Here is a 13,730-nt window from a genome sequence, read left to right as displayed (position 1 = left end):
GGTCGTGCAGGTTGCTCGGGGGTACCTGAACAACTGGTTCATGCCGGGCCCTCCGCCCTCTCCGAACACTCTTCGCCCGTACTGGGACGGCCGTCGTCGGACCGGCCGTCATTTGGCCTGGCGTCGTCGGGCCGGCCGTCGTCGGGCCGGCCGGTGCGCCGGGCCGGGATGCGTCCGAGGCGGCCGAACATCCGCTCGGTCAGCGGCAGGCCGTGCTCCACGCCGGTGCGCAGGACCAGGGCCGTCCGCACGTCCCGCTGGTCGGGCCGGTCGCGGCCGGCCAGGTCGGCGACCGTCCAGGCGACCCGGAGCACCCGGTCCAGGCCTCGGGCCGTCAGCACCCCCCGCTCCAACTGATGCGCGACGTCGTTGAGCGCGCCGGACTCCAGCTGCCAGCGGGTGCGCAGTTCGTGGCCCGGCACCTCCGCGTTGGTCCGCCAGGGCGTGTTCGCCAGCCGGGCCGCCGCCCGTTCCCGTGCCGCCAGCACCCGGGCCGCGACGGTCTCGGTGGTCTCCGCCGTGCTGTCCCGTTCCATCAGCTCGACCCTCGTCACCGGCGCCACCTGGACCTGGAGGTCGACCCGGTCCAGCAGCGGCCCGGAGAGCCGCCCCTGGTAGCGGCTGACCATCGCCGGGGTGCACTCGCAGCCCTCTCCCCGGCGCGAGTAGCGGCCGCACGGGCAGGGATTGGCGGCCAGGCAGAGGAGGAAGCGGGCCGGGAGCCTGAGCGACCCGGCCGCGCGGGCGATCACCACTTCGCCGGCCTCCAGCGGCTGGCGCAGCGCGTCGAGCACCCGGACGGGGAACTCCGGGGCCTCGTCCAGGAACAGCACTCCCCGGTGGGCCAGCGACACGGCGCCCGGTCTCGGCAGGCCGCTGCCGCCGCCGACGATCGCGGGCATCGTGGTGGAGTGGTGCGGAGCGCAGTAGGGCGGGACGGAGATCAGCGGGCGCCCCGCCGGGAGCAGGCCGGCCACCGAGTGGACGGCGGTGACCTCCAACGCCTCCTTCTGGGTCAGCGGCGGGAGCAGCGAGGGCAGCCGCTCCGCCAGCATGGTCTTGCCGGCACCCGGCGGCCCCTTCAAGTAGAGGTGGTGGCCCCCGGCGGCGGCGATCTCCAGTGCCCGCCGGGCCTCGTACTGGCCGGCCACGTCGGCCATGTCGAGGCGGGCCGCCTTGTCGTCGGCCAGGCCGCGCACGCTCGCGCTGGGCAGCATCAGCCCGGCCATCAGCGGATCGGGCCGGCCGGCGATCGGATCGGGCGGCTCCTCCGGCGGCGCCTCACCGGTCAGGATGGCGACCAGTTGGCGCAGGCTGCGGACGCCGATCACCGTCACCCCGGGGACGAGCGAGGCTTCAGGCGCGGTCTGCTCGGCGACCACGACCCGCTCGTACCCGGCGTCCGCCGCGGCCAGCACCGACGGCAGTACCCCGCGGACCGGCCGCACCCTGCCGTCCAGCCCCAGCTCGCCGATGATCAGCAGGTCGGCGATGACGGATGGGTCGAGCCGTTCGGCGGCGGCCAGCACGGCGCAGGCCACCGCGAGGTCGAAGCCGCTGCCGCTCTTGGGCACCGAGGCGGGGCTGAGGCCGACCGTCAGCTTGCGCTGCGGCCAGGACTCCCCGCTGTTCACGACCGCGGCACGGACCCGGTCGCGGGCCTCGGTGAGCGCCTTGTCGGGCAAGCCGACCAGGGCGAACGCGGCCACCCCGGGCTCCAGATCGGCCTGGACCTCGACGATCACGCCGTCGACGCCGACCAGCGCGACGGAACAGGTACGGGCGAAGGCCATCTCAGACCGCCCCCCGCAGGTGGTCGACCAGGGCCGCACCCCGCGCCCGGTTGACCACCGCGACCAGGTCGATCCGCACACCACCCGGTGGGGCGGGCGGCCAGTGCGGATCCGTCGGGCCGGCGTCGTGGTCGAGCCCGGCCAGGCGGGCGAAGTGGCCGGGCCAACGCTCCACCATCCAGCGCTCGGCCAGGCGTCGCAGCCGGGCGGCCTTGGCCTGGTCGATGGCCTCACTGGGCTGTTGGAAGCCCCGCTCGGAGCGGGTCTTCACCTCGCAGACCGCGATGGTGTCGCCGTCGAGGGCGACGATGTCCAGCTCGCCCTCGACGCAGCGCCAGTTGCGGTCGAGGATGCGGAGCCCGGCCTCCACGAGGTGGCGGGCGGCGACCCGCTCGCCGTAGCGACCGAGCCCGCTCCTGGTGGTGCGGTCCGGGACGACCCGTGTCCTCTTCCCGGGCCCGGAAGCGTCGAGCCCGGGAGTTCCCGGCCCGGCCGTGGCCGGCGTGGCCGGGTTCGGCCCGGCCGTGGCCGATGCGGCCGCATCCGGTACGGCCTGGTCCTGCACAACGGTGTGCTGCATGGTGACCACCTCCGCCGAGGAGGCTGCACCAATGCGCTCGGCGGGGCCCGGAAATTCTCGTTCCCTGTGGATAACCCGGGCCTGTGGACAACTTTTGTCACCCGCAGGGGTGAGAAGCCCCCGTACCGCGAAATTCGACTGGACAACGCGGGACGGAGTCGTTCAACGTCAGTTCCCGAAGCCGGACTCGTCCGAAGGCAGCTCCAGATCGCTCTTCGCGAGTTCCTCGATGTTCACGTCCTTGAAGGTCAGCACCCGGACCTTGCGGACGAACCGGGCCGGCCGGTACATGTCCCAGACCCACGCATCCGCCATCGACACCTCGAAGAACACCTCGCCCTGGACCGAGTGCACCTGCATCTCGTAGTCATTGGTGAGGTAGAACCGTCGCTCGGTCTCGATCACGTACTTGAACAGGCCGACGACGTCCCGGTACTCCCGGTAGAGCTTGAGCTCCATCTCGGTCTCGTACTTCTCGAGATCTTCGGCACTCATCCCAGGCGTCCCCTCAACTTGTCACGTCCACCCATTGTGGACCACCGCACCCACGGTCAGAGCCGTACCGGTTCCACCGGCGGGCCCTCGACCAGCAGCCGTTCCAGGAAGTCCGCCAAACCGACCGGATAGACCGTCTCGGCGGTCCCCCTCAGTTCCTCGACCGTCCACCAGCGCGCCCCGAGCAGCTGGGCGTGCTCCTCCGCGCCCATGTCCGAGTGGTCCAGCCCCGTCTCCGTGGTCCGGGCCAGGTGGAACCACTGCTCCTGCTCGTAGTGCTGTCCCCGAAAGGAGAACGACACCGTGCCGTACGCCACCAAGGGCCCCAGGTCCACGCCCCGCAAGCCCGTCTCCTCCGCGAGCTCCCGCTCCGCCGCCTCGCGCACGTCCTCCCCCGCCTCCAAGCCGCCCCCGGGCGTGAACCACCACGTCTCGCCGGGTACCGCGGGATCGGCACCCAGGAAGAGGAGGATGCGATCCAGCCCGTCCAGCAGCAGGATCCGCGCCGCCCGGCGGCGCTGTGCTGTCATGGCTGCGCTCCACGCTCCTTCCGTTCGCATCGGTCGCGCTACCGATCCTGCCACCCGGCGCGGTCGTCCGGGGCGATGTTCGGCAGAGCGGCCCGCGTCGCGACGGCACCGCTCAGGAGCTGCGCCCCCGGCGGAGCCGGCGGGCCAGGCCCGCCACCCCGCCCACCGCCGAGGTCACGATGATCAGGGCCGCACCCGCGACGGCGGCGTAGGCGGCGGGCTCCAGCGGCCCCGGCTGCGACGCCTTCGGGCCCGCGAAGCCGTCGAAGGCCGCGGTACGGGCCAGCAGACCCATCCGCCCGAAGGGCTTCACGGTGGCCTCGACCCTGGCTTCGACGGCATCGGCCGGTACGCTCCCGCCGTCGACCTCCAGGTGGGTCCGCGAGTCGAGCGAGCCCACCCGGTTGTCGCCCAGGAGGAACAGCCGGCCCGGCGGCACCGTGACGCTGAACGACTCGCCCTGGCGGCCCTGGGCCGCGAGGTACGGCTCGTCCACCGGCTGTCCGTTGACCGTCAGTCGGCGGTTGTCCCCGTTGGTGGCCACGGTGTCGCCACCGACGGCGACCACCCGCTTGACCATGAGCTCACCGCCCCAGTCCCGGTCCCGGAAGACCACCACGTCGCCCCGCCCGATGGCACCGCCACCGACCTTGCGGGCCAGCACGGTGTCCCCGGCCTGCAGCGTCGGGTGCATCGAGGGGGTGGGGATGTCGTACGGCCGGTAGTCGACCGCGATGAGGGCGAAGCCGCCGATCATCATCAGCAATCCGAGCGCCAGCGCGACGCCCTGCAGGATCGCGGCCGGCCCGCGGCGCCCACCGGTGGGCACGACCGGGTGGTCGGCCGCCTGCTCCACGACACCGCTCATCGAAACCGTCCACCTCTGGCCGACCGGAGAACACCACTGGCACGCCGGGGGCACCGGCGGAAAAGCCGACGGGCCGTGGCACGTCCGAGCAGATTACTCGTCGGTACCACGGCCCGCGCAAGAGTCGGCGACGACCCGGAGGAATTCAGGACTCCTTCCGGCGCTCCACCCGGCCCCGTGCCCGACGCACCAGGGGGAGCAGGGCGACGGCCCCCACCGCCCCGGCCACGGGGGGTGCCAACGGCGCGGCCGCCGCCAGGCCCTTCTGGTCGAAGGTGCCCGGCACGGACAGCGTCGACCAGTGGTCGACCGGCCAGGCCACCACGAAGGCGCGCCCGATCACGTTGCCCACCGGGACCGTGCCGCCGCCCGGCTGGTCCATGTGGAAGCGGGAGTCCAGGGAGTCGGCGCGGTGGTCGCCCATCACCCAGATCCGGCCGTCGGGCACCTTGACCGGCCCGAAGGGGTGGTCCCCGCAAGGAGTGTTGCCCTGGTAGACGTACGGCTCGTCGAGTGCGACGCCGTTGACCTTGACCGGCCCGACACCCTCGCACTCGACGGTGTCCCCGCCGACTGCGATGACCCGCTTGATCAGGTCCTTCTCATCGGCGGAGGGCATCAGGCCGACGAAGCTGAGCACGTCCTGCACACCGCGCACGAAGGAGTTGCTGCTCTGCTGGCTCGGCTCGTCGTTCAGCCAGCCGCCCGGGTCGTGGAACACCACGACCTCGCCGCGCTCGGGCTCGGCCCCGAACCAGGGGGTCAGCTTGTCCACCAGGACGCGGTCGCCCACCTGCAGCGTGTTCTGCATCGACTCCGACGGAATGGAGAACGCCTGGACGAAGAAGGTCTTGATCACGAGCGCGAGGATCAGCGCGATGCCGACCAGGATCGGCAGTTCCTTCCAGAAGGAGCGCGGCTTGCGCGGCTTGGCCGGTGTCTCCGACTCCGAGCCGTCCGTCGACTCGCTCTCGAAGTGCGAGGGTTCCGGGGCGTCGTCCGCCCCGGCGCCGTGCTCGTCCGCCGTCTGGGCCGCGGTGTCCTCGACCGCGGCCGAGGACGCGGCGGGCTCGGCGGACCGGGCCGCCCGACGGCCTGGGCCCTCGGGCTCTCCAGCGCCCGAGCGGGCACCGATCACCAAATCCCCCACAACGTCTCCTCCCTGCTGTGCGGACGCCCGCGCGCCCGCGCTCAAAGTGCCGCACAGCGGGCACCACGCTCGCCATGACCATGAACGCCTCAGGGTTGCCCACCGCGGGCTCCTCTGACACCGGCACGGCCTCGGCGGACGGCCGGGAGCACTCCCGGCCGCACCTGCACTTCTCTATCACTCCAAGGCATCCGGCTCGCGGTTCCACACGCGAGGCCCGGCCGGTCGGCGAACGGCGCGGCTCACTCCGGAGGCCGGCCCCGCCGACGAACGACGAGCGGAAGGATGCCCAACACACCCATAACGAGCGGGGGTTCCAGAGGAACCGGCCCAACGGGCACGGATTCCGCGGCAGTTCCGGCGGGCTGCGGAGCCTGCGCAAGAGAGGAGAGTGAACCCGGCACGTCGAGTTGATGGAAGCGGTCCAGCGGCCAGGCGATCACGAACGCGCGGCCGACCACGCCGCTCAGCGGGATCGTGCCCTGTCCCGGATTGCCCATGTGGAAGCGGGAGTCGGCGGAGACGTCCCGGTGGTCGCCCATGACCCACAGCCGCCCCTGCGGCACCTGCACCTTGAAGGGCTGCCGGGACGGCGGGTTGCCGGGGGCGAGGTAGGGCTCGTCCACCGGGTGGCCGTTGACGCTCAGCCGCCCCTGCGCGTCGCAGCACTCGACGGTGTCGCCGCCGACGCCGATCACCCGCTTGATCAGGTCCTGCTCGTTGTCGGACGGCAGGAGCCCGACGAAGGTCAGCACCCGCTTGACCGCGCCGAGCACCGCGCCGTCGGCAGAGGGCTTACGGTCCTGCTCCAGCCAACCGCCCGGGTCCTTGAACACCACCACGTCGCCGCGCTGCGGCTCGCTGCCGAACCAGGGGGTCAACTTGTCCACCACCACCCGGTCCCCGACCTGGATGGTCTGCTCCATCGAACCCGACGGGATCACGAACACCTGGACCAGGAAGGTCTTCATCACGAGGGCCACCAGCAGGGCCACCAGGATGATCAGCGGGACCTCGCGCACCAGCGACCGCTTGCGCCGACGGGCCACCCTTCGGGCACGGCGACGGCGCTCGGCCCGGCCCTGGGCCGCCCGGGCTTCGGCGGTCCCGGTGTCCGCCGGTCCGGTACCACCCGGCGTCCGGGTCGGGCGGTCGGCGAGCCTCCCCCTACCTCTGGTCCCCATGACCGCCCGTCCCCGCAGTCGCGGCGAAGGCCGCGGGCCGGTTCAGGCCGGTCAGGCGCGAGAACGGGTACACCACCCAGTCCGCCCGGCCGATCACCTTCTCCTCGGGCACGAAGCCGCCGCCGGGCTCCCCGAGGTGGTCCCGGGAGTCACGGGAGGCGCTGCGGTGGTCGCCCATCACCCACAGCTCGCCGGCCGGCACCACCACGTCGAAGGCCACGCTGGACGGGTCGTCCCCCGCCGCCAGGTAGGAGGTCTCGTCCACCGGCACACCGTTGACGGTGATCCGCTTGCCCGGGCCGGCACTGGTCACCCGGTCCCCTCCGACGCCGATCACCCGCTTGACGTAGACGGTGTCCCCTGCCGGGGCCAGCCCGAGGTCCTGGGCGAACGAGCGCAGGCCCTCCCAGAAGCCCTGCGGTTTCGCCGTCTCCGGAAGGAAGGAGCCCGTCCCGTCGAAGATTACGACGTCGCCCCGCTGCGGGTGGCCGGCGAAGGCGTAGGCGAGCTGGTTCGCGATCAGCCGGTCGCCCGGGCGAAGGGTGTCCTCCATCGATCCGGAGGGCACCGAGAACGGACGCGCGACGAAGGCGTTCACCAGCAGGAGGGCTGCCAGGCAGATCCCCACCAACAGCAGCAGGTCGCGCGAGTGCGAACGGCCTGGCTCCTCGCCGGGTTCCTCGCCGGGTTCCTCGTCCGGCTCTTCGTGCGGCTCCGAGCCCACGGCGGTGCTCGCGGTGACGTTCTCCGTGGCGCCCACGGTCGTGCTCTCCGTGCCGCCCGCGGCGGTGCTCCCGGCGGTGCTCGCGGTGGCGCTCCCGGCGGTGCGCTCGGAAGCAGCAGCCGTACCGGTCACCGACTCCTGGAAGACGTTCCCGGAAGCCTCCCCGGGAACAACAGCGGGACCGGCCACGGGAACGACCCCGGGAACGACCGCGGACCGCGACAGCGAGTCCGCACCGGTGGGTGCGGGACTGCCGTCGCGGTCCGCGGGTGGTTCGTGCGTGCTCATCGGGGGGTGAGCTTACCTTGCGGCGGTTCACGCCCCCAGAGCGATCCGATCCCCCGGCAGGGCCGGGGGCCGGTGGATCAGCGGTCGCGCTTCTCCTTGATCTTCGCGGCCTTGCCGCGGAGGTCACGCAGGTAGTACAGCTTGGCGCGGCGAACCGCACCGCGGGTCACGACCTCGATCTTCTCGACGACCGGGGTGTGCACCGGGAAGGTGCGCTCCACGCCGACGTTGAAGCTGACCTTGCGAACGGTGAAGGTCTCGCCGACGCCGGCGCCGTGACGACGGATGACGACGCCCTGGAAGACCTGGACACGGGAGCGGTTGCCCTCGATGACCCGGACGTGGACCTTCAGGGTGTCACCGGCACGGAAGGCCGGGATGTCGGTACGCAGCGAGGCCGCGTCGACAGCAGCGAGCTTGTTGCTCATGTTGCTCTCCATCGCAGGCGCCACGGGCCGCCCACGGAAATAGTCACAATGGGGTCTGCTGCGGGCCGCATCGGCTGGCGGCGATCCCCCCGTGGCGGGGGCGCCGGTCCACGTGCCCCCTACGAGAGGGGACCAGCGACAGACAGCAGCCGCCTATTCTTCCACATCACCGGCCGCGGACCGAAATCGGCCGAGCCGCTCGTCCCAGGCCAGGCCGAGGATGCTGAGCGCTTCGCGGTCCTTCTTGTCGAAGGCGCCGTACTGCCAGCGCTCGACCAGGTCGGGCCGGTTCGCCAGGGTGCGGGCGAAGGCCTGCTCGCGCCGCCAGCGGGCGATCCGGCCGTGGTTGCCGCTGAGCAGCACATCGGGCACGACCCGGCCGCGCCACTCGGCGGGCTTGGTGTACACCGGGCCCTCCAGGAGGTCGGCCATCGCCCCGGGCGCGAAGGAGTCGTCGCGGTGGGATTCGGCGTTGCCGAGCACCCCGGGCAACAGCCGGGCGATCGCCTCGACCATCACCAGCACCGCGACCTCGCCGCCGGCCAGCACGTAGTCGCCGATCGAGGCCTCGACCACCGGCATGCGGGTGGCGGCTTCCTCGATCACGCGACGGTCGATGCCCTCGTAGCGCGCGGGGGCGAAGGCCAGCCAGGGGCGGCCGGCCAGTTCCTGCGCGAGCTCCTGGGTGAAGGGGCGCCCGCTGGGGGTGGGCACGACCAGGGTGGGCAGTTCGCCCTCGGGGCCCCCGGCGACCACCGCGTCCAGGGCCTCGCCCCACGGCTCGGGCTTCATCACCATGCCGGGGCCGCCGCCGTACGGGCTGTCGTCCACCGTGCGGTGCACGTCGTACGTCCACTCGCGCAGGTCGTGGACGTGCACGTCCAGCTGGCCGCGGGCGCGCGCCTTGCCGACCAGCGAGACGTTCAACGGCTCCAGGTACTCGGGGAAGATCGAGACGACGTCGATCCGCATGCCGCTCTGCGCACCGCCACCGTGTGCGTTGCCGCTCTGCGCACCGCTGCCCTGTGTACCGCCGCTCTCCTCGACGGTCACTCCGACTCCTCCGGGCCCTCGGCCTCGCCCGCCTCGCCTGCCTCGTCCGCCTGGTCGACCGAGGACGTCCCGGCGACGTCGGCCTGCTCCGGGTCGATCAGGCCGCCGGGCGGGGTGATCACCGCGCGCTGGTTCTCCAGGTCGATGGTCGGCACGATCTGGTGGACGAAGGGCACCAGCACTTCCGTCCCGTCCGGCTTCTTGACCGTGAGCAGGTCCTGGTACGGCAGGTGGACCACCTCGGTCAGCTCACCGACCAGCGTGCCGTCGAGCAGCACCACGTCCAGGCCGATCAGCTGGTGGTCGTAGTACTCCTCCGGGTCGTCGGGTCGCTCCTCCGGGTCGACCTCGGCGATGAGCACGGTGCCCCGGAGGGCCTCGGCCGCGTTGCGGTCCTTGACGCCGACGAAGCGCAGCAGCAGTCGCCCGCTGTGCACCCGACCGGACTCGACGGTGAGCGGCCCGGTCGACGCGGGGTCGGTGAGCAGGACGGCACCCGGGCCGAGCCGGAGTTCCGGCTCGTCGGTGCGGACCTCGACACTGACGTCCCCCCTGATGCCGTGGGCACGGCCGATCCGGCCGACGACGAGCTGCACGGTGATCGTTCTCCTGGAGTTCCTGGGCCGAATCGAAAAGCACGACGAAACGGAAGCCGTGATGCGAAGGATGGTGCGAAGCGTTGGTACGAAGCGCTGGGATGAGGCGCTGGGATGAAGCGGTGACGCGAAACGGTGGTGCGAGGAAACGAGAAAAGGCCGACCGGGACGGCATGCGTCCCGGTCGGCCCCAAGCCCTGACGGCTGAACGAGCAGCTGCGTCAGCGAATGTTGTCCACGTCGACCAGGTCGACCCGGACGTTGCGACCGCCGAGGGCGCCGACCACGGTGCGCAGAGCGCGCGCCGTGCGGCCACCCCGGCCGATCACCTTGCCGAGGTCATCGGGGTGCACTCGCACCTCGATGGTGTTCCCCCGACGCAGGTTGCGCGAGCGCACCTGCACCTCGTCGGGGTGCTCGACGATGCCCTTCACCAAGTGGTCGAGGGCGTCCTCGATCACGCTCAGGCCTCGACGGCGGCGTCGGCCTCAGCCTCGGCCTTGTCCGACTTCTTGGCCTTCGGGGTGATGGCGACACCGGTGGTGGCGTCCTCGAAGCCGGCGACGGCCTTGGCGAACAGGTGCGAGAAGTCCTCGACCTTCGGCTCCGCGACCTTCAGCGGCTCCGGAGCCGGCAGGCCCTTGAACTTCTGCCAGTCACCGGTCAGCTTGAGGATGGCGAGGACCGGCTCGGTCGGCTGGGCGCCGACGGACAGCCAGTACTGGGCGCGGTCGCTGTCGACCTCGATCTTCGAGGGGTTGTAGGTCGGCTGGTAGATGCCGATCTCCTCGATCGCGCGACCGTCACGCTTGGTGCGGGCGTCGGCGACGACGATGCGGTAGTGCGGGGAGCGAATCTTGCCGAGACGCTTCAGCTTGATCTTGACTGCCACGGGAGTGGATTCTCCTGGTGTTGACGTGGGTGAGCGGGCTCGCCGTCGCGTGGGGTTGCGGGGCGGACCGTTCAAGGGACACGCCAGCCGTAGGAGAGAGGGGTCCTTGCCCGGCTGCCGAGTACTCAGCTGTCCATTCTGCCATACCGGCGCGAACCGCCCGCACACGGGCCCGGGGACCGATCAGGGCTCGACCGGGAGCCCCCGCTCCCGGTCCACCCCACGCGTTCACCATGTGTTCACCACTGGCGCGTTCGGCACTGGTGTGCCGCACGACCGTCCCGTCGCCCAGCACCTGGCCGCTCACGCCTGCTCAACCCTGCTCGACCCCGCTCGCGCCTGCGCGACGCCATTCGCGCCACTCTCGCCCGTGCGTGGCCGCACCTGCTCGTACGCGCCGGCACTGCCGGACCGCTGCCCGCACAGCAGTCCGCCGAGTGGCCGGGTGGCCGAGCAACCGATGGCCGAGCCGCCGGACCGCCGGACCACTGGGCCGACGACCGCCAAGCCGCCGACCGCTTACGCGATCTTGAACGGCTGCTGGCACGCACCGCAGACGATGGACGCCTGCGCGAGCACGGACGGCACGACCCGGACGTTGCGCCCGCAGCCGCAGACCGCCTTGACCCGGACGCCGCCCCCCGAGGAGCCGTGCCGGGCGGCCGGGCCGCGGAAGGCACGCGTCGCGCCATCGCCGGTCACCGCCTCCTGGTGCGCGCCGAGGGCGCGGTCCAGGCGTTCGATGGTGCCGGCGTAGCGTTCCTGGGTCTCCTTGAGCATGGTCACCTGGGAGAAGCCGCTGCTTGCGTGCGGTTCGACCGGGTGCGCCAGACCCAGCTCGGAGGCGAGCATCAGGAAGCGCCGGTTGTGGTAGCGGCCGGCCCGCGAGGTGTCCCGGATGTCCCGGGCCGCGGCCAGACCGTGGGCAGCCTCGTGGAGGAGCCGCTCGAAACCGAGCCGCGTCCCACAGGCCGAGGAGGATTCGCCGATCAGGGCCTCGGGCGAGGCCAGGTCGGGGAGATCCTGGTGGTAGGCCTGGATGTCACTCCAGGCGGCGGCCAGTTCGGCCGCGAGAACGAGGGGCTGTGTCGTGCTCACGCTAGACCAACGATGGAGTGCGAGCCGATGTTCCGCATGTTCCCGTCCTTCGGGAATTCACAGGGAACTCCCAGGAATGCAAGGCCGCGCGCGAATTGCGCGCTCCGGATCTGACGCAAGACCAACCCCCTGCCGGTTTCGGCCCGTCGCAGAGTCGGCGGGCCTGAGGAATTCCGTCCGGGAGCGGGCTGTCGCCCCAGGACGTACGGCCCGCGGTCCTGCCGGATTGACAGGGCCACGGGCCGTACACCGTACCGCTATTCGGTTAATACCGGGAGTTGACCGGCCAGTAGGGATGTCCCGGCCGGGACCCGCTCGGAAGAGTTACCGGATTCTTACCCATCCGCATTCCGGGCAAATGTCGCCGCCGACGGTCATTACCCGCTGGTAACGGACATCCGGCGGACATCGCCCGGGGGTGGAACGGATACGGAACAGACGCCGAACCGGTGTCAGTACGCGCGGGCGACGATCGCGATATTGCCGTCCTGGTCGTCCGACTGCGGCACCGAACCGTCGGCCGCGACGATGCAGCGCACCGAGACGCCCTGTTCGGCCAGCTTGGCCTCGCCCTCCGCGCCGAGGTCCGCCCAGGAGATCCGGCCCCAGCCGGTCGCGGCGGCCTCGACGGCCTCGTCGATGGTCGCGACGTCGACCGTACGGGCCTCGCGGCGCTCGCGCGACTGGCGCAGCAGCAGTGCCTGGTCCTCCTCCAGGACGCCGGGCAGCAGCGCGGCCAGGGCGTCGATGGAGACCGGCTCCTTGCCGCCCGGAATGCGGCGGGCCAGCATCGCGGTGCCGTTCTCCAGGTCGCGCGGGCCGACCTCGATGCGCAGCGGGACGCCCTTCAGCTCCCAGTCGACGGCGCGGCGGCCGAACGGGGTGTCGGTGCGGTCGTCCACCACGACCCGGATGCCGGCGGCCTCCAGCTGGGCGCCGATCTCGCGGACCTTGGCGATGACCGCGTCGTCGCCCTTGATCGCGAGCACGACGGCCTGGACGGCGGCCAGGCGCGGGGGCACCCGCAGGCCGTTGTCGTCGCCGTGGGACATGATCAGGCCGCCGACCATGCGGGTCGAGACGCCCCAGGAGGTCTGCCAGACGTACTCGCGCTCGGCGCCCTGCAGCTGGTAGGTGGTGTTGAACGCCTTGGCGAAGTTCTGGCCCAGCTCGTGGCTGGTGCCCATCTGCAGGGCCTTGCCGTCACCCATCATGCCTTCGAGGGTGAGGGTGTTGATGGCGCCGGCGAAGCGCTCCTTGGCGGTCTTGCGGCCGAGCACGACGTCGATGCCGAGCACGTTGGTCATGAAGTCGCCGTAGACCTGGGTGTGGATCATCGACGCGTACTCGCGGGCGTCCTCGTAGGTGGCGTGGGCGGTGTGGCCCTCCTGCCAGAGGAACTCGGTGGTGCGCAGGAAGACGCGCGGGCGCAGCTCCCAACGGACCACGTTGGCCCACTGGTTGATCAGCAGGGGCAGGTCGCGGTGGCTCTGCACCCACTTCGAGAAGTACTCGTTGATGATCGTCTCGGAGGTCGGCCGGACGACGACCGGCTCGTCCAGCTGCTTGCCGCCGCCGTGGGTGACCACCGCGAGCTCGGGGGCGAAGCCCTCGACGTGCTCCGCTTCCTTGGTCAGGTAGGACTGCGGGATGAACATCGGGAAGTAGGCGTTCTGCGCGCCCGCCTTCTTGATCCGCGCGTCCATCTCCTGCTGCATCCGCTCCCACAGGCCGTAGCCGTACGGTCGGATGACCATGGTGCCGCGCACCGGACCGTTGTCGGCCAGTTCGGCCTTGTTGATGAGGTCCTGGTACCAGCGCGGGAAGTCTTCCGCCTGAGGGGTGAGAACGGGTGCCTTAGCCATGGGCGAATCGTACGGGGAGCGGCCCCCTGACTTCGAATCGGTATCACACCCGTGGCCGGTGACGAGCCGGGCCGACCGCAGGGGGGCGCACCACCGCGAGACGCGCGCACCACCCTGCACCCCTCTGGACGCCGGGCCCGACCCGCTGTTCGCTTGGAGCGGGGCGGGACTTTGGGGGAGCCGTAG

The 13,730-nt window shown here is 71.6% G+C and carries 15 protein-coding genes; all 15 read right to left on the bottom strand.

Annotation, left to right across the window (positions count from 1 at the left end):
- Positions 1-38: 38 nt before the first annotated feature.
- On the bottom strand, positions 39-1,793 hold the full coding sequence (locus IF30_RS0127820) for a YifB family Mg chelatase-like AAA ATPase (protein ID WP_078891761.1): 1,755 nt from the start codon (positions 1,791-1,793) through the stop codon (positions 39-41).
- Between the two features lies 1 nt (position 1,794).
- On the bottom strand, positions 1,795-2,373 hold the full coding sequence (locus tag IF30_RS50345; protein WP_078891764.1) for a YraN family protein: 579 nt from the start codon (positions 2,371-2,373) through the stop codon (positions 1,795-1,797).
- A 168-nt stretch (positions 2,374-2,541) separates the two neighbouring features.
- Positions 2,542-2,868, bottom strand: a complete 327-nt coding sequence (locus tag IF30_RS0127810; RefSeq protein WP_030243512.1) for a DUF2469 domain-containing protein — start codon at positions 2,866-2,868, stop codon at positions 2,542-2,544.
- Positions 2,869-2,924: 56 nt separating this feature from the next.
- Positions 2,925-3,398 (bottom strand): NUDIX hydrolase, encoded by a 474-nt coding sequence (locus IF30_RS0127805; RefSeq protein WP_030243511.1) that lies wholly within the window; start codon positions 3,396-3,398, stop codon positions 2,925-2,927.
- A gap of 112 nt (positions 3,399-3,510) precedes the next feature.
- Positions 3,511-4,266 carry a signal peptidase I gene (lepB, locus tag IF30_RS0127800; RefSeq protein ID WP_107054535.1) on the bottom strand — a complete coding sequence of 252 codons (756 nt, stop codon included), beginning with the start codon at positions 4,264-4,266 and terminating at the stop codon, positions 3,511-3,513.
- 145 nt (positions 4,267-4,411) lie between these two features.
- On the bottom strand, positions 4,412-5,416 hold the full coding sequence (lepB, locus tag IF30_RS0127795; RefSeq protein WP_030243507.1) for a signal peptidase I: 1,005 nt from the start codon (positions 5,414-5,416) through the stop codon (positions 4,412-4,414).
- Positions 5,417-5,658: 242 nt separating this feature from the next.
- Complete coding sequence (gene lepB / locus IF30_RS0127790; RefSeq protein ID WP_078891760.1) at positions 5,659-6,600, bottom strand: signal peptidase I; 942 nt, start codon at positions 6,598-6,600, stop codon at positions 5,659-5,661.
- The gene (gene lepB / locus IF30_RS48785; RefSeq protein ID WP_234322867.1) at positions 6,584-7,456 is read right to left on the bottom strand and encodes a signal peptidase I; all 873 of its coding nucleotides are present in this window, start codon (positions 7,454-7,456) and stop codon (positions 6,584-6,586) included. Before lepB (IF30_RS48785) ends, lepB (IF30_RS0127790) begins: the two co-directional genes overlap by 17 nt.
- Positions 7,457-7,689: 233 nt before the next feature.
- Positions 7,690-8,040, bottom strand: coding sequence for a 50S ribosomal protein L19 (gene rplS, locus IF30_RS0127780; RefSeq protein ID WP_030243502.1), 351 nt, complete (start codon positions 8,038-8,040; stop codon positions 7,690-7,692).
- Between the two features lie 153 nt (positions 8,041-8,193).
- A complete protein-coding gene (gene trmD / locus IF30_RS0127775) occupies positions 8,194-9,012 on the bottom strand; it encodes a tRNA (guanosine(37)-N1)-methyltransferase TrmD (protein WP_030243501.1) in 819 nt (272 codons plus the stop codon).
- Between the two features lie 77 nt (positions 9,013-9,089).
- Positions 9,090-9,689: a ribosome maturation factor RimM gene (rimM, locus tag IF30_RS0127770; protein ID WP_030243499.1), complete on the bottom strand. Its 600-nt coding sequence runs from the start codon at positions 9,687-9,689 to the stop codon at positions 9,090-9,092.
- Between the two features lie 221 nt (positions 9,690-9,910).
- Complete coding sequence (locus IF30_RS0127760; protein ID WP_030056773.1) at positions 9,911-10,150, bottom strand: RNA-binding protein; 240 nt, start codon at positions 10,148-10,150, stop codon at positions 9,911-9,913.
- A gap of 2 nt (positions 10,151-10,152) precedes the next feature.
- Entirely contained in the window at positions 10,153-10,581 is a 429-nt protein-coding gene (gene rpsP / locus IF30_RS0127755; RefSeq protein WP_030243497.1) for a 30S ribosomal protein S16, read from the bottom strand.
- 519 nt (positions 10,582-11,100) lie between these two features.
- Positions 11,101-11,679: a hypothetical protein gene (locus tag IF30_RS0127750; RefSeq protein ID WP_030243495.1), complete on the bottom strand. Its 579-nt coding sequence runs from the start codon at positions 11,677-11,679 to the stop codon at positions 11,101-11,103.
- A gap of 452 nt (positions 11,680-12,131) precedes the next feature.
- Positions 12,132-13,544 (bottom strand): proline--tRNA ligase, encoded by a 1,413-nt coding sequence (gene proS / locus IF30_RS0127745; protein WP_030243494.1) that lies wholly within the window; start codon positions 13,542-13,544, stop codon positions 12,132-12,134.
- Positions 13,545-13,730: the final 186 nt, after the last annotated feature.

This window comes from Streptomyces sp. NRRL S-350 (assembly GCF_000719705.1).
GTDB lineage: Bacteria > Actinomycetota > Actinomycetes > Streptomycetales > Streptomycetaceae > Kitasatospora.
The sequence above is the reverse complement of the archived record's forward strand: the minus strand, read 5'-3'. Positions and strand labels throughout refer to the sequence as shown.